The organism is Pseudomonas sp. LB1P83 (assembly GCF_054897885.1).
On the sequence record NZ_CM142709.1, the window covers coordinates 1,974,585 to 1,998,921 of the forward strand.

Genomic DNA, 24,337 nt, shown 5'->3' on the forward strand with positions numbered 1-24,337 from the left:
CAGACAGTGATCTAAAATATATTGTTACAAGTGAGCTGTTGGGCTATTATCGCCCCGCGTTCACCACCACGGTTTATGCATTTTTAAGTCCCAAGCGTCCATCAGCTGCTTGGGATTTTTTTTTGCCTGAAATTTGTCCTGGTTCACTCGAACATCAAAAGGACAGCTTCAATTATGCTCCCTTACTCTGAACAAACCGCGGATGCCGTGTTGCTGCTATGAGGAGCGCACGAAATGCCATTTGGGCGAACCCCGGTTTTTTGGACTACTACTGACTGGCCAAACTCAAACTCGGTCTGATGGGAGTCTATCGATGCTGGTTCATTGGTCGCTTGCGGCAATTCACCTGCTGGCTTTAGCCTTGGGGTTCTGGGCTGTACTGACGCGGGGGACGGCATTTAGCCGTCTGGCCGCCGGGGCGGGGGAGGCTCGCCGTGTGCTGATGGCCGATAACCTGTGGGGCATCTCTGCCGTCATCCTTCTGGTCACCGGTGGGATGCGTGCCTTCGGCGGGTACGAAAAAGGTACTGATTACTACCTTCACCAGCCATTGTTCCATCTCAAGATGACGCTCTTCGTTCTAATCCTGCTGCTAGAAGTTGCGCCGATGATCACGTTGATCAAATGGCGGATTGCACTTAGCCGTGGCGCGGCAATCGATACCGGGCGCGCGAAGCTGTTTGCACGCATCAGTCATGTCGAAGGGTTGCTGGTGTTGCTGATGGTCGTAGCTGCCACGGGCATGGCGCGCGCCGTGACGTTTGGTTAGCCGAGTCTGATCACACTCTTCCTCGGGGTTAATCCGAAACGTCTGACAGCCAGGGCTGGTGACGTGCCGTTAATATCGGCTTCACGTCTTTGGCAGGATGGGGCGAAGGAATCAGCGGATGGCAATACGGCGCTTGAATCTTTAGCCAGCCGTTGTCCATGGTTGAACGGGCTGGCTACTGACTGCAACAGGATTCAGGGAGTTTGTGGCTTGTCTGGAGCGGTCAGGCCAGCCTGAATGCGTTGGTAGATTTCTTCGCGATGCACTGCGACGTCTTTCGGCGCGTTGATGCCGATCCGGACTTGCTGGCCGCTCACGCCCAGAATGGTGATCGTAATGTCGTCACCGATATTTATGCTTTCACCGACTTTGCGGGTGAGTATCAGCATGGTCTTCTCCTTGATTGCTTTGTAGGGCACCTGATTCGAACAGTGCAGAGGTCGGTGGTATGTATAGATTAGTGCGAAGTCTCACGGTTTGGGTGCCTCTTTCTGACGCGCAGATGCTGCATTAATTCCCAAGGCGTAACTATACAGAGGCCGCAACCATCATTCTCGTTGTTTTGCGCCCATTTTGCGGCACTCGGGAAGTATTCATGAATGTTAAAATCGCCGCTTTCAGCATTCAGAGGGACACGTTGTGCGCAAAATGGTCTTGTTAATGGCGGTACTGGCGTTGGTTGGGTGCGATGCAGGCAAGGGCGTTGACGCTCAAAAGCCGAAACCGGCAGTCGTTTCCGCACCTGCGGCAGCCACCGGTCCGCAATGGGACCTCGAAGTACGAGGCCAAACACCCCAGGCTGTCAGCGATCTAAGCGGCTGGTTGATTGAGCACAGCTTTGTTTCCAGCATTGTCATGGAAAACGGCAAGGCTCGTATTCTGCTCGGGCCGTTCAATTCGAAAGCCGAGGCGGAGGCCAAACAGGCCGAGGTGACTGCGGCGCTAACCAAGGCAAAGAAACAGAACATCGAAGCGCTGGTGCTTGAGCATCCCGTCGTCCAGTAACGATTCTTTTCAAGGGGCCTTTTGCCGAAGCACCTTAAAGGGGATCCACATTGACTCGTCTCTAAGCGTAGTCACTGTCGATTCCCAGAAGGAGCTCTCCATGGCCTCCGCCACCCCTTACAAAATCTTCGACGCGATCCTTGCGCGCAAAACAAACCTCAGTCCTCATTTGATGCGCGTGACCCTGGCCGGTCCGATGGTCACCGAAATGGCCACATGGGCGCCGGATCAGCGGGTAAAACTGTTCTTCCCGGCCGAGGATGGGTCGCCTGCCAGACTGGCTCATGACCAGAATTGGCATGCGCGCTACCGTTCAATGCCGGTCGCCCAGCGTCCGGCGATGCGCACTTACACCATTCGACATTTGCGGGCCGAGCAAGGCGAAGTGGACATTGATTTCGTTTTGCACGGTGAAACCGGTCCGGCCTCTCGTTGGGCGATTCGTGCGGTGGCGGGCGAGACTATCCAGATCGTTGCACCTGATCGCCAGTTTTCAGCGCAAGACGCGGGAGGTTTCGAGTGGAAGCCTCCGCACAGGCTCAAGCATCTGTTGCTGGTGGCCGATGCCACTGCATTGCCCGCTGCTCTCGGCATTCTGGACGAGATGGCCGCCCTGGCCGAGCCGCCGACCACTCAGGCATTTTTCGAGGTGGACAGTGCGGAAGACGCATTGCCGGTGCCTGAGTGGCCGGGTCTGTCCGTGCAGTGGCTGGTCCGGGATCATTCCATTGACAGGGCAGCAGGTACGCTGATGGTCGAAGCGGTCCATCGAGCGGAGCTGCCGGTCACTTCCTCGCTGGCTCACGAAACGGTGGAACTGGCGGAAGTCGATGTCGACGAAGAGATTCTCTGGGAGACGTCCGACTCGGCCTGTGAGGGTTTCTACGGCTGGATCGCCGGTGAAACGGTGGCCGTGATGAGCCTGCGCAAGTACTTGATCAAGGAGCGCGGCATCGCTAGGGAGTCACTCAATCTGATGGGCTACTGGCGCTACAACAAAAGCGGCGGATAGAAACGAAAAAAGGCCTCGGGTATTACCCCCGAGGCCTTTTGTTTTTCTGCGGTCGATCAGCCGCAGGCTTTCATGTCCACGGGCCCGACAAACTCGTTGCCGCGACCCATCACGCACGCCACGCTCTGGTTGCGCTGACGTTCCCAGGCTTCCACCGGATAGGTCTTGTTCCACGCGTCGTACAGTTGGCGATCCTGTTTTGACAGGCGCAAACCATACTGTTTGCTCATGTAGAAATACGTCCGTGCGATCATGCCGCGAATGGAAGGGCGGGGCATGACCTTCTTCGCCTTGAAGTCGACCTGGGTCAGGCACGAGCCATATTGACCCGATTGCACTGGCAGCCATCCAAAACTGAAGTTGCTGCGATCGCCATTCACCTCGCCGATGCTCGGCACCAGGTTGTGCAGATCGGCCTCGGCCTTTTGATAGGTCGGATCGTACCGCGTGCAGTTCTTGCGTCCACCCTCCTGCCAGCACTGGCGCTGATGGCCAATCTGCCAGGCCGGAACAATGTGCTCCCACTCAATGCGGGCGGCGCGCTTGGCATTCTTGCGCGGCACATACCCACACGCCGCAAGGTTGACCTTGTTGCCGGTGTATTTGCAGCCGCAATAGAACTCGGTGGATTGCGGCGCGTATAACTTCCAGGCGACTTTCTTGGCTTCGCTGAAGGTGCGTGGGGCGCCAGCCTGGGCGCCGAGGGTAATGAACAGAAACAGCAAGGCAAACCAGCGGACACTCATTGACTCAATCTTCCTTCGGCACAACCCAGAAAATCTGCACACCGCCATCGTCGCGATAGGCGAGGGTGACGTTGTCGTTCTCATCGATTTCTTCGAGCAATTGCTCCCACTCATCCACAGGTTCGTCTGGTAGACGGAAGATCAGTGCGGCTTTGGCTTTCTGAGCGGTGGGGGAATTGATGATTTTCTGAACGCGCATGCCCATGCGTTCATAGGTGTCAGGAGAGGCAGAGGTAGTGGCCACGGGATTATCCTTATTAAGCTGTACGTGCATACAGTATTTAACTGTAGGCATTTTCGCAACTGCTTAAAATTCAAGAAAATCCTCTGACAGCAGTTTTTTCCGTTTGGTGTAGGAGGAAGGGAAAATTTTTATCGGAATATCGGAAGGGCGTGAACCACTCGCCAAGGCTGGCGAGTGGTGAATGCAGTGCCCGGCCGGAATCGGTCGGGCGAGGGTGAATCAGTATTCCCAGAACATCCGCTGCAGCTCTTTGCTGTCGTTGGTCTTGGTCAGAGCGACCATGGCCAGGATGCGGGCTTTCTGCGGGTTCAGGTCATGCGCCACGACCCAGTCGTACTTGTCGTCAGGCTGTTCGGCGTTACGCAGGACAAAACCGCCGGCATTGACGTGGGACGAACGAATGATTTGCACGCCGTCCTTGCGCAGGGCTTGCAGGGCAGGGACCACACGCGAAGAGACCGAACCGTTGCCGGTGCCGGCGTGGATGATCGCTTTGGCGCCCGACTGAGCCAGTGCCTTGTAGGCTGTGTCGCTGACGTTACCGTAGGAATAGGCGATTTCGACGTCAGGCAGGCTCTTGATGGTTTTGATGTCGAATTCCGAGTCCATGGTGTGGCGCTTGGCCGGTAGACGGAACCAGTAGGATTTGCCTTCAACCACCATGCCGAGTGGGCCCCAGGCACTTTTGAACGCCTCGGTTTTGATGTTGATCATTTTGCTGACGTCGCGACCCGACTGGATCTCGTCGTTCATGGTCACCAAAACGCCTTTGCCGCGCGCCTCTTTGCTGCTGGCGACGGCGACGGCGTTGTACAGGTTGAGCATGCCGTCAGCCGACATTGCGGTGCCGGGGCGCATGGAGCCGACGACGATGATCGGCTTGTCGGTTTTTTCCACCAGGTTCAGGAAGTAGGCGGTTTCTTCCAGGGTGTCGGTGCCGTGGGTGATCACGATGCCATCGACGTCTTTGCTGTCGGCCAGTTCGGCGACGCGACGACCCAGTTGCAGCAGGTTGTCGTTGGTGATGCTTTCCGAGGCGATCTGCATGACCTGTTCGCCGCGAACGTTGGCCAGTTGGCTGAGTTCCGGAACCCCGGCGATCAGCTGTTCGATACCGACTTTCGCCGCCTGGTAGGTCGCGCTGTTAGCGGCGCTCGCGCCAGCGCCGGCGATAGTGCCGCCGGTAGCGAGGATCACCACGTTGGCCAGTTTCTGTTGGGTTTCGACTTCTTTTGCCTGAAGGGCAGTAGGCAGGAGCAGCATTAGGGCCAAAGCGCCCGGAATAAAGGTGTTGAAGGCAGATTTCATTATTTTCTCTCTAGTAGTGAGACGGTGCTGATGCAAGTTCATCTAGATACGCCCCAGGCAGATCTGAACGCCTGGGGTATAGGTGAAGAGCAGGATCTGTACCAGCCATACGTTGAATGAGAGAAACTTTTAACATGATGATTTATATCAATATTTATCCAATGGGTTATCGGTATTGAACAGCCTCGCGTCCGGGTTTCCGAATAAGTTGAGGATTCGCGTTCGGCTCTCCGAAAAGGCCTACGACCTCTGGTGAACCTTTCACCTTGCCAGAAAGAAAATCAGTGCTAAAGAAACCCGCGCACAGGTCGATGCCCCTTCAAGGATTTTTTTTCGGGAGTTCACATGTCTTTTTCTGTCGGTTTTCCAAATGCGGGCGCAATCACCATCGGTGGCAAGTCCCCGTCGACGATCAATGCCTTGAGCGAAGCGACGGAAGACGCGTCGACGCAGCAGACTGGAAAAGAAGAAAACCAGGTCAGAACCGGTGGCGCTGCTCAGGCTGAAAGCAAATCCGAGAGCAAATCCGAGAGCAAAAGCAGTCAAAGTATCGCGGTGCAGGTGCTGCTCAAACGCATGCAGGAACTGCAACAGCAGCTGCGCGAACAACAGCAGCAATTGGCCGCCGCTCAGGCAGCGTCCTATCCAAACGAGGAAGCCAAAGCCACCGCCGTCATGTCGATCCAGGGGCAGATCGCTGAAACCAATGGCGCGTTGGCGCAAGTGTCCGGCAATCTGGTGAAAGAACTGGCCAAAGACTCCAGCACCGGCGGGCTGATCAGCACGACGGCTTAACGTGGAGGGTTGGTTTTTGCCAACCCGGACACAAAACAGGTCGTTGACAAATCACAGCAGGGTTCGCATAGTTCGGTCTACGCAAACGTTTGCGCGCTGTTCGCGATGGCTCGAACCATTGACGGACGCAATGAAGCCTCCGCCAGCGCAAGCGTTGCTCACAATAATCATAAGATCGGAGTGAACCCATGAAGCTGCCATTCGCTGGACGTCTTCTTGCTGTCGCTATGCTGGCTGCCGCATCCGCCGCGCTGCCTGTCTCTTCGGCATTCGCCGAGACCCCTGAAAAACCCAAAGTCGCGCTGGTCATGAAATCCCTGGCCAACGAGTTCTTCCTGACCATGGAAGACGGTGCCAAGGCGTATCAGAAAGACCATTCCGGCGATTTCGAACTGATCTCCAACGGCATCAAGGACGAAACGGATACCGCTGGCCAGACGCGCATCGTCGAGCAAATGATTCTGGCCAAGGTCAATGCGCTGGTCATCGCGCCGGCTGACTCCAAGGCCATGGTTCCGGTGATCAAGAAAGCCATCGATGCCGGTATCACCGTGATCAACATCGATAACCAGTTGGACCCGGCCGTGGTCAAAAGCAAGAACATCACCGTCCCGTTCGTAGGCCCGGATAACCGTAAAGGTGCGCGTCTGGTCGGTGAGTATCTGGCCAAGCAACTGAAGGCCGGTGACGAAGTCGGCATCATCGAAGGCGTGTCCACGACTACCAACGCCCAGGCCCGCACCGCAGGCTTCAAAGACGCGATGGAAGCGGCGCAGATCAAGGTTGTTTCGTTGCAGTCCGGTGACTGGGAGATCGACAAGGGCAACAAGGTTGCCGCCTCGATTCTCAGCGAATACCCGGATGTCAAAGCCCTGCTGGCCGGTAACGACAGCATGGCCGTCGGTGCAGTGTCCGCCGTGCGTGCGGCAGGCAAGGCGGGCAAGGTGCAAGTGGTCGGTTACGACAATATCAACGCCATCAAGCCAATGTTGAAAGACGGCCGGGTCCTGGCGACCGCTGACCAGTTTGCCGCCAGGCAAGCCGTGTTCGGTATCGAGACTGCGCTGAAAATCATCAAGGGCGAGAAGGTCGACAGCGGCACCAATGGCGTGATCGAAACTCCAGTAGAGCTGGTCACCAAGTAACCCTTCTGGCGACACAACGGTGCTCGCCCGTCCCGGCGAGCACATGGAGAGTTTTATGTCAGTTTCCGCCCCGAACGCTGTCCTCTCGGTCAGCGGCATCGGCAAGACCTACGCTCAACCCGTCCTGACCGGCATTGACCTGACGCTGATGCGCGGTGAAGTGCTGGCGCTGACCGGCGAGAACGGCGCCGGCAAAAGCACGCTGTCCAAAATCATTGGCGGACTGGTCACGCCGACCACCGGCCAGATGCAATTCCAGGGGCAGGATTACCGCCCTGGCAGTCGTACCCAGGCCGAAGACCTGGGCATCCGCATGGTCATGCAAGAACTCAATCTGTTGCCGACCCTGTCGGTGGCGGAAAACCTGTTTCTCGACAACTTGCCCAGCAATGGCGGCTGGATCAGCCGCAAGCAATTGCGCAAGGCCGCGATCGAGGCCATGGCTCAGGTCGGGCTCGACGCGATCGACCCGGACACCCTGGTCGGCGAACTCGGCATCGGTCACCAACAAATGGTCGAGATCGCGCGCAACCTGATCGGCGATTGCCATGTGCTGATCCTCGACGAACCGACCGCGATGCTCACCGCCCGCGAAGTCGAAATGCTGTTCGAGCAGATCACCCGCTTGCAGGCTCGCGGCGTGTCGATCATCTATATCTCCCACCGCCTCGAAGAGCTGGCGCGGGTCGCCCAGCGCATTGCGGTGTTGCGCGATGGCAACCTGGTCTGCGTCGAGCCGATGGCCAATTACAACAGCGAGCAATTGGTCACTCTGATGGTGGGTCGTGAACTCGGTGAACACATCGACCTGGGGCCGCGCAAGATTGGCGCTCCCGCCCTGACGGTCAAAGGGCTGACCCGATCGGACAAAGTTCGCGACGTATCCTTCGAAGTTCGCGCAGGCGAGATCTACGGGATCTCCGGATTGATCGGGGCAGGGCGCACCGAGTTGCTGCGCCTGATCTTCGGTGCCGACACCGCGGACAGCGGCACCGTTGCGCTGGGTTCTCCCGCTCAAGTGGTGAGTATTCGTTCGCCGGCTGATGCGGTCGGCCACGGCATCGCCCTGATCACCGAGGACCGCAAAGGTGAAGGCCTGCTGCTCACCCAGTCGATCAGCGCCAACATCGCGTTGGGCAACATGCCGGTGATTTCCAGTGGCGGTGTCGTCAATAACGCTGACGAAATGTCCCTGGCTCAGCGTCAGATCGACGCCATGCGCATCCGCAGTTCGAGCCCGACGCAGTTGGTGTCCGAGCTGTCGGGTGGCAACCAGCAGAAAGTCGTGATCGGCCGTTGGCTGGAGCGCGACTGTTCGGTGATGCTGTTCGATGAGCCGACCCGCGGCATCGATGTGGGCGCCAAGTTCGACATTTATGCACTGCTCGGTGAGCTGACCCGTCAGGGCAAAGCGCTGGTGGTGGTGTCCAGCGACCTGCGTGAGTTGATGCTGATCTGCGACCGGATCGGCGTGTTGTCAGCGGGGCGTCTGATCGACACCTTCGAGCGCGACAGCTGGACCCAGGATGATTTGCTTGCCGCCGCGTTCGCCGGCTACCAAAAACGTGATGCGTTGCTCAACGAAGCAGCGCCTAGGGACCTTTCATGAAAACTGCATCTTCCGCCGGCAAACGTAGTGGCAATTTCTACGGTCTGGGCACCTATCTGGGCCTGGCCGGTGCCTTGCTGGCGATGGTTGCGCTGTTCTCGGTATTGAGCAGCCACTTCCTGTCTTACGACACGTTCAGCACCCTGGCCAACCAGATCCCCGATTTGATGGTGCTGGCGGTCGGCATGACGTTCGTGCTGATCATCGGTGGTATCGACCTGTCGGTCGGCTCGGTTTTGGCGCTCGCGGCGTCGGCCGTCAGCGTGGCGATTCTCGGCTGGGGCTGGAGCGTCCTGCCTGCCGCGCTGCTCGGGATGGCGATTGCTGCCTTGGCCGGGACCATTACCGGATCGATCACCGTGGCGTGGCGAATCCCTTCGTTCATCGTGTCCCTCGGCGTGCTGGAAATGGCCCGTGGCGTGGCCTACCAGATGACCGGCTCGCGCACGGCTTACATCGGTGACGCCTTCGCCTGGCTGTCCAACCCGATCGCCTTCGGCATTTCGCCGTCGTTCATCATTGCCTTGTTGATCATCATCATCGCTCAGGCTGTGTTGACCCGTACCGTGTTCGGTCGCTACCTGATCGGCATCGGCACCAACGAAGAGGCGGTGCGTCTGGCAGGGATCAATCCAAAACCCTACAAGATTCTGGTTTTCAGTCTGATGGGGCTGCTGGCCGGTATTGCCGCGCTGTTCCAGATTTCCCGTCTGGAAGCGGCGGATCCGAATGCCGGCTCCGGACTGGAGCTGCAAGTGATCGCCGCCGTGGTGATCGGCGGTACCAGTCTGATGGGCGGCCGTGGTTCGGTAATCAGTACGTTCTTCGGGGTGTTGATCATATCGGTACTGGCGGCAGGCCTGGCGCAGATCGGCGCGACCGAGCCGACCAAACGCATCATCACCGGCGCGGTGATCGTGGTGGCGGTGGTGCTGGATACTTATCGCAGTCAGCGCGCAAGCCGGCGGACCTGAGTCATGGCAACGATCAAGGATGTGGCGGCACTCGCAGGGATTTCCTACACCACGGTTTCCCACGTGGTGAACAAGACCCGACCGGTCAGCGAAGAGGTGCGGATCAAAGTCGAGGCAGCGATCAAAACCCTGGACTACGTGCCGAGCGCCGTGGCCCGTTCATTGAAAGCTAAAACCACGGCGACCATCGGTTTGCTGGTGCCGAACAGCCTCAACCCGTACTTCGCCGAACTGGCCCGAGGCATCGAGGATTACTGCGAACGCAACGGCTATTGCGTGATCCTCTGCAACTCCGACGATAACCCGGACAAACAGCGCAGTTACCTGCGCGTGCTGCTGGAAAAGCGCGTCGACGGGTTGATCGTGGCCTCGGCCGGCGGTGACGCGGGGCTGGCGGAAGGTCTTGCCGGGGTGCGCACGCCGATGGTGATCGTCGACCGTAGTCTGGAAGGTGTGAATGCCGATCTGGTGCGTATCGACCACGAATACGGCGCCTATCTGGCTACCCGGCATTTGCTGGAGCTGGGCCACCGGGACATTGCCACCATTGGCGGCCCGGCGGGCACCAGCGTGGCGCAGATGCGTCTGGCCGGATATTGCCGCGCCTTGCAGGAGGCGGGCGTCGAAGTGCATCCCGAGCGTATGCTCGAAAGTGACTTCACCAGCACTGGCGGTTACAACGCCGCCGCGATTCTGTTGGAAAAGAACCCACCCAGCGCGATCTTCGCCGGCAACGACATGATCGGTATCGGTGTGCTGCGAGCAGCGGCCGAGCGCAATGTTCGTGTTCCGACCGAGCTGTCGGTGATCGGCTTCGACGATATCCAGATGAGCCGTTATGTCTACCCGGCGCTGACCACCGTGGGCCAGTCGATCCTGCAACTCGGTGAGATGGCGGCCGAGGTTTTGTTACGACGGATCGCAACACCCGCCATGGCCACTGATCAACGGATCGTGACGCCCAGTATTGTCCTGCGAGAATCGACTGCACCGCTCGCCGGTGTGTTCGATGAATACCGCTGAAACCGAATTGACGAGTAGTGATGTATGCCAGCAAAAGTAGTGGTGATAGGCAGCCTGAACATGGACCTGGTGACCCGGGCTCCACGGTTGCCCCGTGGCGGTGAGACGCTTATCGGCGAGTCGTTTGCCACAGTTTCCGGCGGCAAGGGCGCGAACCAGGCGGTCGCCGCGGCACGGCTGGGGGCGCAGGTGTCGATGGTCGGTTGTGTCGGCAGCGATGCTTACGGTGAAGAATTGTGCGGGGCACTGTGGGCCGAGCAGATCGACTGCCAGGCAGTCAGCACGGTCGAAGGCTCCAGCGGCGTGGCCTTGATTGTGGTCGATGACAACAGTCAGAACGCAATCGTGATCGTCGCCGGTGCCAACGGTGCGCTGACACCACAAGTCATCGACCAGTTCGATGCGGTATTGCAGGCGGCGGACGTGATCATTTGTCAGCTGGAAGTGCCGGATGCCACGGTGGGACATGCCCTCAAGCGCGGACGTGAGCTGGGCAAAATCGTGATCCTCAACCCGGCGCCGGCCAGTCGCCCGCTGCCGGCCGATTGGTATGCGTCCATCGATTATCTGATTCCCAATGAAAGCGAAGCCTCGGCCCTCAGCGGTTTGCCGGTGGACTCCCTTGAAACCGCCGAAACTGCCGCAACCCGTTTGATCGCGTTGGGCGCCGGCAAGGTCATCATCACCCTTGGCGCTCAAGGATCGATGTTCGCCAACGGCACAGGCTTCGAACATTTCCCGGCGCCGAAAGTGAAGGCTGTCGATACCACGGCGGCTGGCGACACTTTCGTCGGCGGGTTCGCCGCCGCACTGGCGTCCGGCAAGACTGAAGCTGAAGCGATCCGTTTCGGCCAGGTCGCCGCAGCGCTGTCGGTCACCCGTGCCGGCGCGCAACCCTCGATTCCCACCTTGTCCGATGTACAGGCGTTCAAAGCACCATGAAAAAGACACCTTTGCTCAACGTCGCGCTGTCTCGGCTGATCGCGTCTCTTGGTCACGGCGACATGGTCGTGATCGGCGATGCCGGCCTGCCGGTCCCGCCGGGCGTCGAACTGATCGACCTGGCCCTGACCCAGGGTATTCCGGATTTCGTCAGCACTTTAAAGGTCGTTCTCAGCGAAATGCAGGTTGAGCGCCATGTGCTGGCGCAGGAAATTCTGGACAAACAACCACCCGCGTTGAGCTCGCTGGATGAGCTGAATGCCAAAGGTGTGCTGGGCCGGCGTGAGCTGCTCAGCCATGACCAGTTCAAAGTCCTCAGCCGACAGGCGCGAGCGATTGTTCGTACAGGCGAATGTGCGCCGTACTGCAACATCGTGCTGGTATCGGGGGTGACGTTCTAACGCGCTGTACACACATTTGTTTCCCCACGCACAAGGAGTGCGATATGCACCGCTATGCTCAGAAACTGCACCACCTGCTCCGGAGTCTGCTGCTTTTGTCCCTGATTACTGCAACGAGCGCCCAGGCGGCGGAAAAGACCGATTTGATCATCGACACCGATCCCGGTGCCGACGACGTCGTTGCCTTGCTGTTTGCGTTAGCGTCGCCTGAAGAGCTGAACATTCGTGCGCTGACCACCGTTGCCGGCAACGTGCGTCTGGACAAGACTTCGCGAAATGCTCGACTGGCCCGTGAATGGGCGGGGCGCGAGGAGGTGCCGGTGTACGCGGGCGCACCGAAACCGTTAATGCGCACGCCGATCTATGCGGAAAACATCCATGGCAAGGAAGGTCTGTCGGGCGTCACTGTGCACGAGCCGAAAAAAGGATTGGCCGAAGGCAATGCAGTCAATTACCTGATCGATACCTTGAAGGCCGCCAAGCCTCATAGCATCACCATCGCCATGCTGGGGCCACAGACCAACCTGGCCCTGGCGCTGATCCAGGAACCTGAAATCGTTCAGGGCATCAAGGAAGTGGTGATCATGGGGGGCGCGCACTTCAACGGTGGCAACATTACCCCGGTGGCTGAATTCAATCTGTTCGCTGACCCGCAGGCTGCGGAAGTAGTGCTCAAAAGCGGCGTGAAGCTGACGTATCTGCCGTTGGACGTGACCCACAAGATCCTCACCAGTGACGCGCGCCTGAAGCAGATCGCAGCGATCAACAACAATGCCAGTAAGCTGGTGGGCGATATTCTCAATGAGTACGTCAAAGGCGACATGGAGCACTACGGTATTCCCGGTGGCCCGGTGCATGACGCAACCGTCATTGCTTACCTGCTCAAGCCTGAATTGTTCACCGGTCGTTCGGTCAACGTGGTCGTTGATAGCCGCGAAGGACCAACCTTCGGTCAAACCATTGTCGACTGGTATGACGGCCTGAAAGCGCCGAAGAACGCGTTCTGGGTTGAGAGCGGCGACGCTCAGGGTTTCTTCGACCTGCTGACCCAGCGTCTTGCTCGTTTGAAGTAAGCCGCATGCCCGCAGGTGTCAGCCTGCGGGTTTTTACTATCTTTCGGTTTCCACTGCGTCTTTCAGGTCGGCGGGATATCTCTCGAAAACCTGCTTGATGAATGAATGGGCTGCGTCAGTGCCCAGTGCCTTGACCAGCAGATCGATACCAATGATTGCCAACTCTTCCGGGCTGCCCGGGCTGTAAGAGCTGTGGCCCTGTGGCCACTTGACGGTGATGTTGGCGTCGATGCTTACGGTGGTCATGATGGCGCTCGTGAAGTCGGAAAAGTCTGAGTGCCGAGTTAACCATTTTTCGCGGCGTTTGGCACTCCGACTTAGGCATGAGAAGAGGGCTATGCGACACTTGGTCTTTGACGAATTTTTCAAGGACCACGCTGTGCAGATCGATTTGAACACGCCCGACGGCTTGACCCTTGAGGCGGTGCGCCAGCTGCTGGCCTCTGCCAGTGATGATGAGCACACGCAGCTGCGAGTGACCAAGGGCGGCATCGCCTACATTTCATCGGGCGTTGTGGGCGGCACCGATATCAACGGGCTACTGTTTCGCCTGGAGACGTGGGCCAAGGGTTCCGGATACGTAGGATTGGTCGCGGCCAGCGACGAAGTCTGGGTCATGCAGATTTTCAATGCGCTGAAAGAAAACTGGCCGAACCCGCCCTATGATTACATCGACGTCTATTGAGGACTGTTCATATTCAGTCACGATTGAGTGATGAACGGCAGGGTGACGCTCAGGCAAACTCGCCGCTCGTGCGGATCCAGGGCAGGGTGATGGCTCTCGCCTCGAAACCAAATGCCGGATTGGCGGTCGCAAGATCTCAGCTTAACTATTGGAAAAAAGGAGGCTTCATGCCTTGGAAGTTCGCGTCATTGGGTACTTTGTTCGCTGTCACGCTGCTGGCGGGTTGCAGCAGTACGACGTCGGAATCGGCGACAGACCCTGTTACGACGACTGACACTGGCCACAGCCGTTGCGAGGCTAAGGCGGCCGAATTCACCATTGGCAAAGCAGCTTCGCCTGCACTGCTGGAGCAGGCACGTACCCGCGCAGGTGCACAGAATGCCCGGTTCCTGTCGCCTAACGATATGGTGACGCTGGAATACCGTTCTGATCGCCTGAACCTGAATACCGATGCCAGCCGAGTGGTTACCCGCGTCAACTGCGGCTGATCACTTCAAACTTTTGCTTCGCTCATAAAAAACCCCGTCACATGGACGGGGTTTTTTTAGTGCGGCTGAAAATTACTCAGCGCGGACTTGTGCAGCTTGCATACCCTTTTGGCCTTTCTCAGCCACGAAGGAAACGGTTTGGCCTTCTTTCAGGCTTTTGAAACCGTCGCTTTCGATAGCTTTGAAGTGTACGAACAGGTCGTCACCGCCACCTTGAGGAGTGATGAAGCCGAAGCCTTTTTCATCGTTGAACCATTTAACGGTGCCGGTTTGGCGATTAGACATGGTGTATCTCCAAGAAACATATATTTTCAGTAGTGCTGTGCTGCTCAGGCCAACTGGGCACACCGGGGTATCATAGTCGAAATGTTCGCTTTGGGAGCCCCCCGGACGTGCTGTTTGCCCTGCAGTCGCGTTCAGTTTGCTGCTTGATGTAGCTGAAAGCCCCGTTTTACAAGGCTTTCAGCCGAAAGTAAAGACGATAAAAAAACCTGTAAAACCTGCATAAATTGTACGAAAAAGCAGTTTTCAGAGCGTTTTTACTGTTGTGGCAGACGTAAAAATCCCTCAGTCGGGCTTATTTTTTTGCCTTGTTATCGGCTTTGCATGACGAGATTTGGGTCAGTGCTTTTTGTTTCAGTGCGTCATTGGCCGTGTTATCCATCAGGGACTGGATGTCTTTGGCAGGGTACGACTTGATGGCATCGGCTCCGCAAGCGCAGTGAGCCTTCGCTGCGGCAGCACCGATCTGCGGAGTGGCCGCTTCTGTGCACTGAGCCATGTATTTCTCACGCTCGCCCTTCGGCCAATCGGCGTGGGCGGCCAGTGGCAGCAGCAGAACGATGGGGGCGACGACTGCGAACAAACGATTCAGACGCATGCTGGGATGCTCCTTGTGGGTCAATGTCTTGTTATCTGAGGGGTAAAGCGGGGTTCAAGTTCAGCACTCTGGCATAAATTGCATGATTTGCCCCAGCACAAAGCCTCGTTGCATCGACGACCGTTCATCTGTGCTAGCATGCCTCGCTCGGGCGTTTGCAGGCTCCGGATGACCTTCAGTCCCGGTAGCGGCAATTGCGCGAATAACCCTGATTTGAATCCCAGTCACTCTGGTTCGGTTTTCCGGTTGGCCGCAAGGCTCCTGCCGCTGTAAGGCAGGCGTTCGTCATTGAATGGCCTGGATCGGATCTTGTACTGGCTCATCCCAACCCACGTGACCTTTGGTAGGGGTCACCACTAGGAGAGGAGGCGCCATGCCAACTATTACTCTTCCCGACGGCAGTCAACGTTCATTCGATCACCCGGTTTCCGTAGCCGAGGTCGCCGCATCCATTGGTGCAGGTCTGGCCAAGGCCACCGTGGCCGGCAAGGTCAATGGCAAGCTGGTTGACGCCAGCGACATCATCGACAGCGATTCCACGCTGCAAATCATTACGCCAAAGGATGAAGAGGGGCTGGAGATCATTCGCCACTCTTGCGCCCACCTGGTTGGCCACGCGGTCAAGCAGCTGTATCCGACCGCCAAGATGGTCATCGGCCCGGTCATCGATGAAGGCTTTTATTACGACATCGCCTTCGAGCGTCCTTTCACTCCGGACGACCTGGCCGCGATCGAACAGCGCATGCAGCAGCTGATCGAAAAAGATTACGACGTGATCAAGAAAGTCACTCCGCGCGCCGAAGTGATCGAAGTGTTCAAGGCCCGTGGCGAAGACTACAAGCTGCGCCTGGTCGAGGACATGCCGAACGAGCAGGCCATGGGTCTGTACTATCACGAAGAATACGTCGACATGTGCCGCGGTCCGCACGTGCCAAACACGCGCTTCCTGAAATCCTTCAAGCTGACCAAGTTGTCCGGCGCCTACTGGCGTGGCGATGCCAAGAATGAGCAGTTGCAGCGCGTTTACGGCACCGCTTGGGCGGACAAGAAGCAGCTGGCGGCTTACATCCAGCGCATCGAAGAGGCTGAAAAGCGCGATCACCGCAAGATCGGCAAGCGCCTGGGCCTGTTCCACACCCAGGAAGAGTCCCCGGGCATGGTGTTCTGGCACCCGAACGGCTGGACTTTGTACCAGGTGCTCGAGCAGTACATGCGCAAGGTTCAACGCGACAACGGTTACCTGGAGATCAAGACGCCTCAGGTTGTTGACCGCAGCCTGTGGGAGAAATCCGGGCACTGGGCCAACTACGCCGACAACATGTTCACCACTCAGTCGGAAAACCGCGACTACGCGATCAAGCCAATGAATTGCCCTTGCCACGTGCAAGTGTTCAATCAGGGCCTGAAAAGCTACCGCGAGTTGCCGATGCGCCTGGCCGAATTCGGTGCATGCCACCGTAACGAGCCATCGGGTGCGCTGCACGGCATCATGCGTGTGCGCGCATTCACTCAGGACGACGCCCACATCTTCTGTACCGAAGAGCAGATGCAGGCCGAATCCGCCGCGTTCATCAAGCTGACCATGGACGTTTATGCCGACTTCGGCTTCAAAGACGTCGAAATGAAGCTGTCCACTCGTCCGGAAAAACGCGTGGGTTCCGACGAGCTGTGGGATCGCGCCGAAGCTGCACTGGCTGCAGCCCTTGATAGCGCTGGCTTGCCGTACGATCTGCAGCCGGGCGAGGGTGCGTTCTACGGTCCGAAGATCGAGTTCTCGCTGAAAGATTGCCTTGGCCGTGTCTGGCAGTGTGGTACCCTTCAGCTCGATTTTAACCTGCCTGTCCGTTTGGGAGCCGAATACGTCTCCGAAGACAACAGTCGCAAGCACCCGGTTATGTTGCACCGGGCGATCCTCGGATCCTTCGAACGTTTCGTCGGAATCCTGATCGAGCACTACGAGGGTGCATTCCCTGCGTGGCTGGCTCCGACCCAGGCAGTGATCATGAATATCACTGATAAACAGGCCGATTTTGCCGCCGAGGTTGAAAAAACCCTCAATGAAAGCGGATTTCGTGCCAAGTCTGACTTGAGAAATGAAAAGATCGGCTTTAAAATCCGCGAGCATACTTTGCTCAAGGTTCCCTATCTCTTGGTTATCGGAGATCGGGAAGTCGAGATGCAGACTGTCGCTGTGCGTACTCGTGAAGGTGCTGACCTGGGCTCGATGCCCGTCGCCCAGTTCGCTGAGTTTCTCGCGCAAGCGGTTTCCCGGCGTGGTCGCCCAGATTCGGAGTAATTACTATTAAGCGTGAAATGAGACAAGATAAACGAGCTGCACCGAAAGCCCCGATCAACGAGAATATCTCGGCACGCGAGGTTCGGTTAATTGGGGCTGAAGGTGAACAGCTTGGGATTGTGTCAATTGAAGACGCGCTTCTTAAGGCTGAAGAGGCCAAACTGGATCTGGTGGAAATTTCCGCCGATGCAGTACCCCCTGTTTGCAAACTGATGGACTACGGCAAATCGATCTTCGAGAAGAAGAAGCAGGTTGCCGCGGCCAAGAAAAACCAGAAGCAGATTCAGGTTAAAGAAATCAAGTTTCGTCCAGGGACGGAGGAAGGGGATTACCAGGTAAAACTGCGCAACCTGGTACGTTTCCTGAGTGATGGGGACAGGGCCAAGGTATCCTTGCGATTCCGCGGCCGTGAGATGGCCCACCAGGAGCTGGGGATGGAACTCCTCAAGCGAGTTGAAGGTGACTTGCTCGAGTACGGTTCGGTCGAACAGCATCCTAAGATGGAAGGACGCCAGCTGATCATGGTCATCGCCCCGAAAAAGAAGAAGTAATCATCAGGGCACGGCAGGCCTTCTGATTATGTTTATCAACTGAATGCGGAGTATCCGAACATGCCAAAAATGAAAACGAAAAGTGGTGCTGCTAAGCGGTTTCTGAAAACTGCTAACGGTATCAAGCACAAGCACGCTTTCAAGAGCCACATCCTGACTAAAATGTCGACCAAGCGTAAGCGTCAACTGCGCGGTAGCAGCTTGCTGGCACCGTGTGACGTGGCAAAAGTCGAGCGCATGCTGCGCCTTCGTTAATTTAGTCAAGAATAGAGGAAGTAACTCATGGCTCGTGTAAAGCGTGGCGTCATTGCCCGTAAACGTCACAAAAAAATTCTGAAACTTGCTAAAGGCTACTACGGCGCTCGCTCGCGCGTATTCCGTGTTGCCAAGCAAGCGGTAATCAAGGCAGGCCAATACGCCTACCGTGACCGTCGTCAGAAAAAACGTCAGTTCCGCGCTCTGTGGATCGCTCGTATCAACGCTGGTGCACGTATCAACGGTCTGTCCTACAGCCGTTTCATCGCCGGCCTGAAAAAAGCGTCCATCGAGATCGACCGTAAGGTTCTGGCTGATCTGGCAGTGAACGAAAAAGCGGCGTTTGCTGCGATTGTCGAGAAAGCTAAAGCCACCTTGGCTTAAGTACCCCCGACAGTCACCCGGCCTCACCTCTGTGGGGCCAGGTGTTAAACGTCATAAATAGGGGAAGAGCCTTCAAGCTCTTCCCCTATTTTGTATCTGGAGTCTGTACATGGAAAACCTGGATGCGCTCGTCTCTCAAGCACTAGAGGCTGTGCAAAGCGCTGAAGATATCAATGCCCTGGAGCAAATCCGGGTTCACTACCTTGGCAAGAAGGGCGAATTGACTCAGGTGATGAAGACCCTGGGGAATTTGCCGGCAGAAGAGCGTCCGCAAGTCGGCGCCCTGATCAACGTTGCCAAGGAGCGTGTCACAGAGGTTCTCAATGCCCGCAAGGCACTGTTTGAAGAGGCTGATCTAGCCGCCAAACTGTCTGCCGAGTCCATTGATGTGACCCTGCCTGGCCGCGGTCAGACCTCGGGTGGTCTGCATCCGGTCACCCGTACTCTGGAACGAATCGAGCAATTCTTCACCCACATCGGCTACGGCATTGCCGAAGGCCCTGAGGTCGAAGACGATTACCACAACTTCGAAGCGCTCAACATCCCAGGCCATCACCCGGCCCGGTCGATGCATGACACCTTCTATTTCAATGCCAACATGTTGCTGCGCACCCATACCTCGCCGGTACAGGTCCGCACCATGGAATCGAAACAACCGCCGATCCGCATCGTCTGCCCAGGCCGTGTGTACCGCAGCGACTCCGATATCACCCACTCGCCGATGTTCCACCAGGTCGAAGGCCTGCTGGTCGATCGCGATATCAACTTCGCCGACCTCAAAGGGACCATCGAAGAGTTCCTGCGCGTGTTCTTCGAAAAAGAACTGGCCGTGCGTTTCCGTCCTTCGTATTTCCCGTTCACCGAGCCATCCGCTGAAGTCGACATGGAATGCGTGATGTGCAGCGGTAAAGGCTGCCGTGTCTGCAAGCAGACTGGCTGGCTGGAAGTGATGGGCTGCGGCATGGTCCACCCGAATGTGCTGCGTATGTCCGGGATCGACCCGGAAGAGTTCTCGGGCTTTGCCTTCGGCATGGGCGTTGAGCGTCTGGCCATGCTGCGTTACGGCGTGAACGACTTGCGTCTGTTCTTCGACAACGACTTGCGGTTCCTCGCGCAATTTCGCTAGTCGTAACGAATTCTTAGGAGAGCAGGATGAAATTCAGTGAACAATGGCTGCGTGGCTGGGTAAGCCCGCAGGTAAGTCGCGACGAGCTGGTTGCTCGTCTGTCGATGGCCGGTCTTGAGGTTGATAGCGTTACGCTGGCCGCCGGTGAATTCAGTGGTGTGGTCGTGGGCGAAGTGCTGAGCACCGAGCAACACCCGGACGCCGACAAGTTGCGCGTTTGCCAGGTCAGCAATGGCTCGGAGACCTTCCAGGTCGTGTGCGGTGCGCCAAACGTGCGCCCGGGCCTGAAGATCCCGTTCGCCATGATCGGTGCCGAACTGCCGGGCGACTTCAAGATCAAGAAAGCCAAGCTGCGAGGCGTTGAGTCCAACGGCATGCTGTGCTCGCAAGCCGAGCTGCAAGTCGGCGAAGGCAACGACGGCCTGATGGAGTTGCCGGCGGATGCGCCGGTCGGTCTGGACATTCGTGAGTACCTGAGTCTGGACGACGCCAGCATCGAGGTCGACCTGACCCCGAACCGCGGCGACTGCCTGTCCCTGGCCGGTCTGGCTCGTGAAGTCGGCGCGCTGTATGACGCTGAAGTCACCCGTCCGGTGGTGGCTGTCGTGCCAGCCGTGCACGATGAAGTGCGTTCGATCGAAGTACTGGCGCCAGCCGCTTGCCCGCGTTACCTGGGCCGTGTGATCCGTAACGTCGACCTGACCAAGCCGACGCCGCTGTGGATGGTCGAGCGCCTGCGTCGTGGCGACGTGCGCAGCATCGACGCTGCCGTCGACATCACCAACTACGTGATGCTGGAGCTGGGCCAACCGCTGCACGCATTCGATCTCGCCGAAATCAATGGCGGCATCCGCGTGCGCATGGCCGAAGAAGGCGAGAAGCTGGTACTGCTCGACGGTCAGGAAGTCAGCCTGCGTAGCGATACGCTGGTGATTGCCGACCACACCCGCGCCTTGGCAATCGCCGGCGTCATGGGCGGCGAGCACAGCGGCGTCAACACCGCGACCACTCGCGACGTATTCCTTGAAAGTGCGTTCTTCGACCAGATCGCCGTCGCTGGCAAGGCCCGTTCCTATGGCCTGCACACCGATGCTTCGCACCGCTACGAGCGTGGCGTGGACTGGCAACTGGCCCGTGAAGCCATGGAGCGCGCCACTGGCCTGCTGCTGGAAATCACTGGCGGCGAAGCTGGCCCGATCATCGAAACCGTCAGCGAGCAGCATCTGCCGTCGATTGCACCGGTTACGCTGCGTGCGCAACGCATCACTCAGATGCTGGGCATGGAAATGGAGTCGACCGAAGTCGAGCGTCTGCTCAGCGGCCTGGGTCTGAAAATTTCTGCCGATGGGGAAGGGCAGTGGCGCGTTGAAGTGCCAAGCCATCGCTTCGACATCAGCCTGGAAGTCGATCTGATCGAAGAACTGGCTCGTCTGTACGGTTACAACCGTCTGCCGGTACGTTACCCACAAGCTCGCCTGGCACCGCAAGCCAAGGCTGAAGCGCGCAGCGATCTGCCTGAGTTGCGTCGTCTGCTGGTGGCGCGTGGTTATCAGGAAGCGATCACCTACAGCTTCATCGATCCGAAACAATTCGAGTTGTTTAATCCGGGTGTCGAGCCGCTGCTGCTGGCCAACCCGATCTCGAACGACATGGCGGCCATGCGCTCGTCCCTGTGGCCTGGTCTGGTCAAGGCGCTTCAGCACAACCTGAACCGTCAACAAGACCGCGTCCGTCTGTTCGAAAGCGGGCTGCGTTTTGTCGGTCAGCTGGAAGGCCTGAAGCAAGAGCCGATGCTGGCGGGTGTTGTTTGCGGTAGCCGTCTGCCGGAAGGCTGGGCTCAGGGTCGCGATGTCGTGGATTTCTTCGACGTCAAAGCCGACGTGGAAGCGGTGCTGGGCTTTGCAGGTGCACTGGATTCGTTCACGTTCGTGCCGGGCAAACACCCTGCGTTGCACCCGGGTCAAACCGCGCGCATCGAACGTGAAGGTCGCCTGGTCGGTTTTGTCGGCGCTATCCACCCTGAATTGTCGAAAACCCTAGGTCTCGACCGCCCGGTTTTCGTCTTCGAGCTGGTTCTGGCCGAAGTAGCATTGGGGAAAATGCCTAAATTCCAGGAGTTATCACGCTTTCCTGAAGTGCGTCGTGACTTGGCTTTGATTGCGGCCACGGACGTTGCGGCCAGTGCCGTACTGGACGTAATCCGTGAAAATGCAGGCGAATGGCTCACAGACCTCAGGCTATTTGACGTGTATCAGGGTAAAGGCATTGATCCTGATAGAAAAAGCCTTGCAGTCGGCTTGACCTGGCAGCATCCATCGCGCACTCTTAATGACGATGAGGTGAATACCACGACGCAAAACATCCTCACCTCGCTCGAACAAAGGTTGAACGCCACGTTAAGGAAGTGACGTATGGGGGCTCTGACGAAAGCTGAGATGGCGGAACGTCTGTATGAAGAGCTGGGCCTGAATAAACGGGAGGCCAAGGAATTGGTCGAACTGTTTTTTGAAGAAATCAGGCACGCTCTTGAAGACAACGAACAAGTCAAATTGTCCGGTTTCGGCAATTTCGACCTTCGGGACAAACGCCAGCGGCCTGGCCGCAATCCGAAAACGGGTGAAGAAATCCCGATCACGGCTCGCCGTGTGGTCACCTTTCGTCCAGGGCAGAAGTTGAAGGCCCGAGTTGAGGCTTATGCTGGAACCAAGTCATAACGACGAGCTACCCGTCATCCCAGGCAAACGCTACTTCACCATTGGTGAAGTCAGCGAGCTGTGTGCGGTAAAACCACACGTGCTGCGCTATTGGGAGCAGGAGTTTCCTCAACTCAACCCCGTCAAACGCCGCGGAAACCGCCGGTATTATCAGCGACAAGACGTGCTGATGATCCGGCAGATCCGCGCGCTTCTTTACGATCAAGGGTTCACCATCGGCGGCGCGCGCTTGCGTTTGTCCGGTGATGAAGCCAAAGACGACACCACTCAATACAAGCAGATGATTCGGCAGATGATTGCTGAGTTGGAAGATGTGTTGGTTGTCCTCAAGAAATAATTTCCTGCGTTTGAATACTTCCAGTTTTCAAATGCTTGCGATATATTCTTGAGCGTTCTTCGAGGAGAGGAACGAGTTTCACGCCTAGTCGGGGCGTAGCGCAGTCCGGTAGCGCACTAGCATGGGGTGCTAGGGGTCGAGTGTTCGAATCACTCCGTCCCGACCATTATTCCTGAGTTAAATCAGACACTTAAGCCGATCATCTAGATCGGTTTTTTTGTGTCTGCGCAAAACTGGCGCAAAACTATCCGGTGATTTCGCTGATATTCAGGTCCGGAATTGCTTCAGACCAGACGATTTCCTCGTGGACCCGCTTGTAGTTTCTGGTCATGCCCTCGCGCGCATGCCCGGCGATTTTCTGTCCATCCTTTCCGGCTTTCTTGTACAGGTGCAGCGACAGCGCTCGCACTTCGTGGAAGCCCGGCATCTCCTCTTCCTTCCATCCCGCGTAGCAGTTCGCCGCCTCCTTGGCCTCCTTGAATGCTCGCGTCAAATACCTCTCCTCAACCTTTGTCCAGTGATCCTTGGTTTGCGCCTGTTTCTGTTTCCGGCGCTCGGGCTTCCGGTGCACCAGGTAGGGCGATACGACATCGTCACGGCATCGGCTGATGACCGCCTGCAACTCCGGCGTTATCAGAAACCGTATCCATGCCGCGTCACTGGCTTTGGCCGTCTTCTTCTGCACCACGTACAGGTAACCCTCCCGACTTCCATCAAAACGCATATCGAGAATGTCTGTCCGTCGCTGGGCAGTGATCAACGCCAGGTCGATTGCGTTCTGCAGCCAAGCCGGCGACTTCTCCCGGATGGCTTTCAGTCCTTCCACCGTGTGGCGTTTGCGCTGCTTCTTCTCGATCCGGTTGATAGTGCTGGCCGCCGGGTTGTCCGGGCACAGTCCTTTGGACGCTGCGTGATTGAAGATGTCAATCAGCAGCGCCCGGCACTGGTTCGCCGTGCGCGGGGTGAGCGCGTCCAGCATCTCCGCGACCATGCGAATGGTTATCTGATCTACAGCTTTGCCCTCGAACTGCTTGCGGAAGCGCCGGAAGTGCACGGCGTAAAGGCCCAGCGTTCCTTTGGCCAGCTCGCGTGGTGGCAGAACGTCACGTTCGTAGGTGTCGAGGAAGCCGGCAAATGATTCTGATGAGCTGCCCATCACGGCGCCGATTAGGTCAGCGCCGCGCATGAATTCCAGGTTCAACTGCTTCGCGGCATCGATTGCCTTGATTCGATCGCTGCCAAACTGGAACCACTTACCGTCGGTAGGCCGCCGGTAGCGATAAGTCGAGCGCCGCGAATCGAAATACAGGTTCTGCGGGAGACTCTTGTTCGCCTTGTTGCGCGGCCGTGGGACCATCATGCAGCTCCTTTCAATACCATCGCGACCAGTTCGTTGCCGTTCGACCTGTTGAACGCTGCCCAGTCAACGTACCAGAGTTTCCCGATCTGCTCCCCGGGGACCACACCGTTTCGGATGTGGTTGCGGATGGCTTGTGGGCATTGCGGCGTTCCGTTCTCGCCCCAGCGCCGGCGCTGGAGTTCGCTGATTTTGATGAGTTCTCTTTTCATGGTTGC

30 protein-coding genes and 1 tRNA gene are annotated in these 24,337 nt (G+C 57.5%); 22 read left to right on the forward strand and 9 right to left on the reverse strand.

Going from position 1 to position 24,337, the window contains the following annotated elements; all coding sequences use genetic code 11:
• Positions 1-313 precede the first annotated feature (313 nt).
• On the forward strand, positions 314-769 hold the full coding sequence (locus ACYZTY_RS09075) for a DUF2214 family protein (RefSeq protein WP_461958165.1): 456 nt from the start codon (positions 314-316) through the stop codon (positions 767-769).
• A 194-nt stretch (positions 770-963) separates the two neighbouring features.
• On the opposite strand, the gene csrA is transcribed toward ACYZTY_RS09075, so the two are convergent.
• Complete coding sequence (csrA, locus tag ACYZTY_RS09080) at positions 964-1,158, reverse strand: carbon storage regulator CsrA (protein ID WP_007938114.1); 195 nt, start codon at positions 1,156-1,158, stop codon at positions 964-966.
• A 250-nt stretch (positions 1,159-1,408) separates the two neighbouring features.
• Between csrA and ACYZTY_RS09085 the strand changes: the two genes are divergently transcribed.
• Both ACYZTY_RS09085 and ACYZTY_RS09090 read left to right on the forward strand, forming a co-directional pair.
• Positions 1,409-1,774: an SPOR domain-containing protein gene (locus tag ACYZTY_RS09085; protein ID WP_461958166.1), complete on the forward strand. Its 366-nt coding sequence runs from the start codon at positions 1,409-1,411 to the stop codon at positions 1,772-1,774.
• Between the two features lie 100 nt (positions 1,775-1,874).
• The gene (locus ACYZTY_RS09090; protein WP_461958167.1) at positions 1,875-2,786 is read left to right on the forward strand and encodes a siderophore-interacting protein; all 912 of its coding nucleotides are present in this window, start codon (positions 1,875-1,877) and stop codon (positions 2,784-2,786) included.
• 56 nt (positions 2,787-2,842) lie between these two features.
• Here ACYZTY_RS09090 and ACYZTY_RS09095 read toward each other — a convergent pair whose 3' ends face one another.
• The 3 genes from ACYZTY_RS09095 to ACYZTY_RS09105 form a co-directional block, all read right to left on the reverse strand.
• Positions 2,843-3,532 (reverse strand): endonuclease, encoded by a 690-nt coding sequence (locus ACYZTY_RS09095; protein ID WP_461958168.1) that lies wholly within the window; start codon positions 3,530-3,532, stop codon positions 2,843-2,845.
• 4 nt (positions 3,533-3,536) lie between these two features.
• Positions 3,537-3,827, reverse strand: coding sequence for a DUF1654 domain-containing protein (locus ACYZTY_RS09100; RefSeq protein WP_461958169.1), 291 nt, complete (start codon positions 3,825-3,827; stop codon positions 3,537-3,539).
• 168 nt (positions 3,828-3,995) lie between these two features.
• Positions 3,996-5,084: an asparaginase gene (locus ACYZTY_RS09105; RefSeq protein ID WP_461958170.1), complete on the reverse strand. Its 1,089-nt coding sequence runs from the start codon at positions 5,082-5,084 to the stop codon at positions 3,996-3,998.
• A 345-nt stretch (positions 5,085-5,429) separates the two neighbouring features.
• Between ACYZTY_RS09105 and ACYZTY_RS09110 the strand changes: the two genes are divergently transcribed.
• From ACYZTY_RS09110 to ACYZTY_RS09145, 8 genes are all read left to right on the forward strand, one after another.
• On the forward strand, positions 5,430-5,879 hold the full coding sequence (locus ACYZTY_RS09110) for a hypothetical protein (protein WP_461958171.1): 450 nt from the start codon (positions 5,430-5,432) through the stop codon (positions 5,877-5,879).
• Between the two features lie 188 nt (positions 5,880-6,067).
• On the forward strand, positions 6,068-7,024 hold the full coding sequence (locus ACYZTY_RS09115) for a substrate-binding domain-containing protein (protein WP_461958172.1): 957 nt from the start codon (positions 6,068-6,070) through the stop codon (positions 7,022-7,024).
• A gap of 55 nt (positions 7,025-7,079) precedes the next feature.
• On the forward strand, positions 7,080-8,633 hold the full coding sequence (locus ACYZTY_RS09120) for a sugar ABC transporter ATP-binding protein (protein ID WP_461958173.1): 1,554 nt from the start codon (positions 7,080-7,082) through the stop codon (positions 8,631-8,633).
• The gene (locus ACYZTY_RS09125) at positions 8,630-9,607 is read left to right on the forward strand and encodes an ABC transporter permease (RefSeq protein ID WP_010455954.1); all 978 of its coding nucleotides are present in this window, start codon (positions 8,630-8,632) and stop codon (positions 9,605-9,607) included. The genes ACYZTY_RS09120 and ACYZTY_RS09125 overlap by 4 nt, the downstream gene beginning before the upstream one ends.
• A gap of 3 nt (positions 9,608-9,610) precedes the next feature.
• Positions 9,611-10,630, forward strand: a complete 1,020-nt coding sequence (locus ACYZTY_RS09130; protein WP_461958174.1) for a LacI family DNA-binding transcriptional regulator — start codon at positions 9,611-9,613, stop codon at positions 10,628-10,630.
• A 24-nt stretch (positions 10,631-10,654) separates the two neighbouring features.
• Positions 10,655-11,572, forward strand: a complete 918-nt coding sequence (gene rbsK / locus ACYZTY_RS09135) for a ribokinase (RefSeq protein WP_461958175.1) — start codon at positions 10,655-10,657, stop codon at positions 11,570-11,572.
• Positions 11,569-11,973, forward strand: a complete 405-nt coding sequence (gene rbsD / locus ACYZTY_RS09140) for a D-ribose pyranase (protein ID WP_461958176.1) — start codon at positions 11,569-11,571, stop codon at positions 11,971-11,973. The genes rbsK and rbsD overlap by 4 nt, the downstream gene beginning before the upstream one ends.
• Before the next feature lie 44 nt (positions 11,974-12,017).
• On the forward strand, positions 12,018-13,046 hold the full coding sequence (locus ACYZTY_RS09145) for a nucleoside hydrolase (protein WP_461958177.1): 1,029 nt from the start codon (positions 12,018-12,020) through the stop codon (positions 13,044-13,046).
• A gap of 36 nt (positions 13,047-13,082) precedes the next feature.
• Here ACYZTY_RS09145 and ACYZTY_RS09150 read toward each other — a convergent pair whose 3' ends face one another.
• Positions 13,083-13,292, reverse strand: coding sequence for a hypothetical protein (locus ACYZTY_RS09150; RefSeq protein WP_461958178.1), 210 nt, complete (start codon positions 13,290-13,292; stop codon positions 13,083-13,085).
• A 133-nt stretch (positions 13,293-13,425) separates the two neighbouring features.
• Between ACYZTY_RS09150 and ACYZTY_RS09155 the strand changes: the two genes are divergently transcribed.
• A complete protein-coding gene (locus tag ACYZTY_RS09155) occupies positions 13,426-13,731 on the forward strand; it encodes a hypothetical protein (protein WP_461958179.1) in 306 nt (101 codons plus the stop codon).
• A gap of 167 nt (positions 13,732-13,898) precedes the next feature.
• A complete protein-coding gene (locus tag ACYZTY_RS09160; protein ID WP_461958180.1) occupies positions 13,899-14,219 on the forward strand; it encodes an I78 family peptidase inhibitor in 321 nt (106 codons plus the stop codon).
• A gap of 72 nt (positions 14,220-14,291) precedes the next feature.
• Here ACYZTY_RS09160 and ACYZTY_RS09165 read toward each other — a convergent pair whose 3' ends face one another.
• Complete coding sequence (locus ACYZTY_RS09165) at positions 14,292-14,504, reverse strand: cold-shock protein (RefSeq protein ID WP_007905882.1); 213 nt, start codon at positions 14,502-14,504, stop codon at positions 14,292-14,294.
• A gap of 292 nt (positions 14,505-14,796) precedes the next feature.
• The gene (locus ACYZTY_RS09170; protein WP_461958181.1) at positions 14,797-15,099 is read right to left on the reverse strand and encodes a hypothetical protein; all 303 of its coding nucleotides are present in this window, start codon (positions 15,097-15,099) and stop codon (positions 14,797-14,799) included.
• A gap of 373 nt (positions 15,100-15,472) precedes the next feature.
• Here ACYZTY_RS09170 and thrS point away from each other — a divergent pair, with 373 nt between their 5' ends.
• The 9 genes from thrS (at position 15,473) to ACYZTY_RS09215 (ending at position 22,928) form a co-directional block, all read left to right on the forward strand.
• Positions 15,473-17,395 (forward strand): threonine--tRNA ligase, encoded by a 1,923-nt coding sequence (gene thrS / locus ACYZTY_RS09175; RefSeq protein WP_010455934.1) that lies wholly within the window; start codon positions 15,473-15,475, stop codon positions 17,393-17,395.
• Entirely contained in the window at positions 17,395-17,946 is a 552-nt protein-coding gene (gene infC, locus ACYZTY_RS09180) for a translation initiation factor IF-3 (RefSeq protein ID WP_176469887.1), read from the forward strand. The genes thrS and infC overlap by 1 nt, the downstream gene beginning before the upstream one ends.
• Before the next feature lie 60 nt (positions 17,947-18,006).
• Positions 18,007-18,201: a 50S ribosomal protein L35 gene (gene rpmI, locus ACYZTY_RS09185; RefSeq protein ID WP_008145659.1), complete on the forward strand. Its 195-nt coding sequence runs from the start codon at positions 18,007-18,009 to the stop codon at positions 18,199-18,201.
• A gap of 27 nt (positions 18,202-18,228) precedes the next feature.
• Positions 18,229-18,585 (forward strand): 50S ribosomal protein L20, encoded by a 357-nt coding sequence (rplT, locus tag ACYZTY_RS09190; RefSeq protein WP_007905879.1) that lies wholly within the window; start codon positions 18,229-18,231, stop codon positions 18,583-18,585.
• Between the two features lie 109 nt (positions 18,586-18,694).
• Entirely contained in the window at positions 18,695-19,711 is a 1,017-nt protein-coding gene (gene pheS / locus ACYZTY_RS09195) for a phenylalanine--tRNA ligase subunit alpha (protein WP_007905876.1), read from the forward strand.
• Positions 19,712-19,737: 26 nt separating this feature from the next.
• Positions 19,738-22,119 carry a phenylalanine--tRNA ligase subunit beta gene (gene pheT, locus ACYZTY_RS09200; protein WP_461958182.1) on the forward strand — a complete coding sequence of 794 codons (2,382 nt, stop codon included), beginning with the start codon at positions 19,738-19,740 and terminating at the stop codon, positions 22,117-22,119.
• Between the two features lie 3 nt (positions 22,120-22,122).
• Positions 22,123-22,425, forward strand: coding sequence for an integration host factor subunit alpha (gene ihfA / locus ACYZTY_RS09205; RefSeq protein WP_002553164.1), 303 nt, complete (start codon positions 22,123-22,125; stop codon positions 22,423-22,425).
• Entirely contained in the window at positions 22,406-22,762 is a 357-nt protein-coding gene (locus ACYZTY_RS09210; RefSeq protein ID WP_003179985.1) for a MerR family transcriptional regulator, read from the forward strand. The genes ihfA and ACYZTY_RS09210 overlap by 20 nt, the downstream gene beginning before the upstream one ends.
• Before the next feature lie 89 nt (positions 22,763-22,851).
• A tRNA-Pro gene (locus ACYZTY_RS09215) sits at positions 22,852-22,928 on the forward strand.
• A 78-nt stretch (positions 22,929-23,006) separates the two neighbouring features.
• Here ACYZTY_RS09215 and ACYZTY_RS09220 read toward each other — a convergent pair.
• Both ACYZTY_RS09220 and ACYZTY_RS09225 read right to left on the reverse strand, forming a co-directional pair.
• On the reverse strand, positions 23,007-24,119 hold the full coding sequence (locus ACYZTY_RS09220; RefSeq protein WP_461959283.1) for a phage integrase Arm DNA-binding domain-containing protein: 1,113 nt from the start codon (positions 24,117-24,119) through the stop codon (positions 23,007-23,009).
• Complete coding sequence (locus tag ACYZTY_RS09225) at positions 24,119-24,331, reverse strand: hypothetical protein (protein ID WP_461958183.1); 213 nt, start codon at positions 24,329-24,331, stop codon at positions 24,119-24,121. The genes ACYZTY_RS09220 and ACYZTY_RS09225 overlap by 1 nt, the downstream gene beginning before the upstream one ends.
• Positions 24,332-24,337: the final 6 nt, after the last annotated feature.

What these genes read in the sequence shown, in the direction of transcription:
- ACYZTY_RS09075 (WP_461958165.1), top strand. Translation starts at nt 314, where the DNA reads ATGCTGGTTCATTGGTCGCTTGCGGCAATTCACCTGCTGGCTTTAGCC.
- csrA (WP_007938114.1), bottom strand. Translation starts at nt 1,158, where the DNA reads ATGCTGATACTCACCCGCAAAGTCGGTGAAAGCATAAATATCGGTGAC.
- ACYZTY_RS09090 (WP_461958167.1), top strand. Translation starts at nt 1,875, where the DNA reads ATGGCCTCCGCCACCCCTTACAAAATCTTCGACGCGATCCTTGCGCGC.
- ACYZTY_RS09095 (WP_461958168.1), bottom strand. Translation starts at nt 3,532, where the DNA reads ATGAGTGTCCGCTGGTTTGCCTTGCTGTTTCTGTTCATTACCCTCGGC.
- ACYZTY_RS09100 (WP_461958169.1), bottom strand. Translation starts at nt 3,827, where the DNA reads ATGCCTACAGTTAAATACTGTATGCACGTACAGCTTAATAAGGATAAT.
- ACYZTY_RS09105 (WP_461958170.1), bottom strand. Translation starts at nt 5,084, where the DNA reads ATGAAATCTGCCTTCAACACCTTTATTCCGGGCGCTTTGGCCCTAATG.
- ACYZTY_RS09110 (WP_461958171.1), top strand. Translation starts at nt 5,430, where the DNA reads ATGTCTTTTTCTGTCGGTTTTCCAAATGCGGGCGCAATCACCATCGGT.
- ACYZTY_RS09115 (WP_461958172.1), top strand. Translation starts at nt 6,068, where the DNA reads ATGAAGCTGCCATTCGCTGGACGTCTTCTTGCTGTCGCTATGCTGGCT.
- ACYZTY_RS09120 (WP_461958173.1), top strand. Translation starts at nt 7,080, where the DNA reads ATGTCAGTTTCCGCCCCGAACGCTGTCCTCTCGGTCAGCGGCATCGGC.
- ACYZTY_RS09125 (WP_010455954.1), top strand. Translation starts at nt 8,630, where the DNA reads ATGAAAACTGCATCTTCCGCCGGCAAACGTAGTGGCAATTTCTACGGT.
- ACYZTY_RS09130 (WP_461958174.1), top strand. Translation starts at nt 9,611, where the DNA reads ATGGCAACGATCAAGGATGTGGCGGCACTCGCAGGGATTTCCTACACC.
- rbsK (WP_461958175.1), top strand. Translation starts at nt 10,655, where the DNA reads ATGCCAGCAAAAGTAGTGGTGATAGGCAGCCTGAACATGGACCTGGTG.
- rbsD (WP_461958176.1), top strand. Translation starts at nt 11,569, where the DNA reads ATGAAAAAGACACCTTTGCTCAACGTCGCGCTGTCTCGGCTGATCGCG.
- ACYZTY_RS09145 (WP_461958177.1), top strand. Translation starts at nt 12,018, where the DNA reads ATGCACCGCTATGCTCAGAAACTGCACCACCTGCTCCGGAGTCTGCTG.
- ACYZTY_RS09150 (WP_461958178.1), bottom strand. Translation starts at nt 13,292, where the DNA reads ATGACCACCGTAAGCATCGACGCCAACATCACCGTCAAGTGGCCACAG.
- ACYZTY_RS09160 (WP_461958180.1), top strand. Translation starts at nt 13,899, where the DNA reads ATGCCTTGGAAGTTCGCGTCATTGGGTACTTTGTTCGCTGTCACGCTG.
- ACYZTY_RS09165 (WP_007905882.1), bottom strand. Translation starts at nt 14,504, where the DNA reads ATGTCTAATCGCCAAACCGGCACCGTTAAATGGTTCAACGATGAAAAA.
- ACYZTY_RS09170 (WP_461958181.1), bottom strand. Translation starts at nt 15,099, where the DNA reads ATGCGTCTGAATCGTTTGTTCGCAGTCGTCGCCCCCATCGTTCTGCTG.
- thrS (WP_010455934.1), top strand. Translation starts at nt 15,473, where the DNA reads ATGCCAACTATTACTCTTCCCGACGGCAGTCAACGTTCATTCGATCAC.
- rpmI (WP_008145659.1), top strand. Translation starts at nt 18,007, where the DNA reads ATGCCAAAAATGAAAACGAAAAGTGGTGCTGCTAAGCGGTTTCTGAAA.
- rplT (WP_007905879.1), top strand. Translation starts at nt 18,229, where the DNA reads ATGGCTCGTGTAAAGCGTGGCGTCATTGCCCGTAAACGTCACAAAAAA.
- pheS (WP_007905876.1), top strand. Translation starts at nt 18,695, where the DNA reads ATGGAAAACCTGGATGCGCTCGTCTCTCAAGCACTAGAGGCTGTGCAA.
- pheT (WP_461958182.1), top strand. Translation starts at nt 19,738, where the DNA reads ATGAAATTCAGTGAACAATGGCTGCGTGGCTGGGTAAGCCCGCAGGTA.
- ihfA (WP_002553164.1), top strand. Translation starts at nt 22,123, where the DNA reads ATGGGGGCTCTGACGAAAGCTGAGATGGCGGAACGTCTGTATGAAGAG.
- ACYZTY_RS09210 (WP_003179985.1), top strand. Translation starts at nt 22,406, where the DNA reads ATGCTGGAACCAAGTCATAACGACGAGCTACCCGTCATCCCAGGCAAA.
- ACYZTY_RS09220 (WP_461959283.1), bottom strand. Translation starts at nt 24,119, where the DNA reads ATGGTCCCACGGCCGCGCAACAAGGCGAACAAGAGTCTCCCGCAGAAC.
- ACYZTY_RS09225 (WP_461958183.1), bottom strand. Translation starts at nt 24,331, where the DNA reads ATGAAAAGAGAACTCATCAAAATCAGCGAACTCCAGCGCCGGCGCTGG.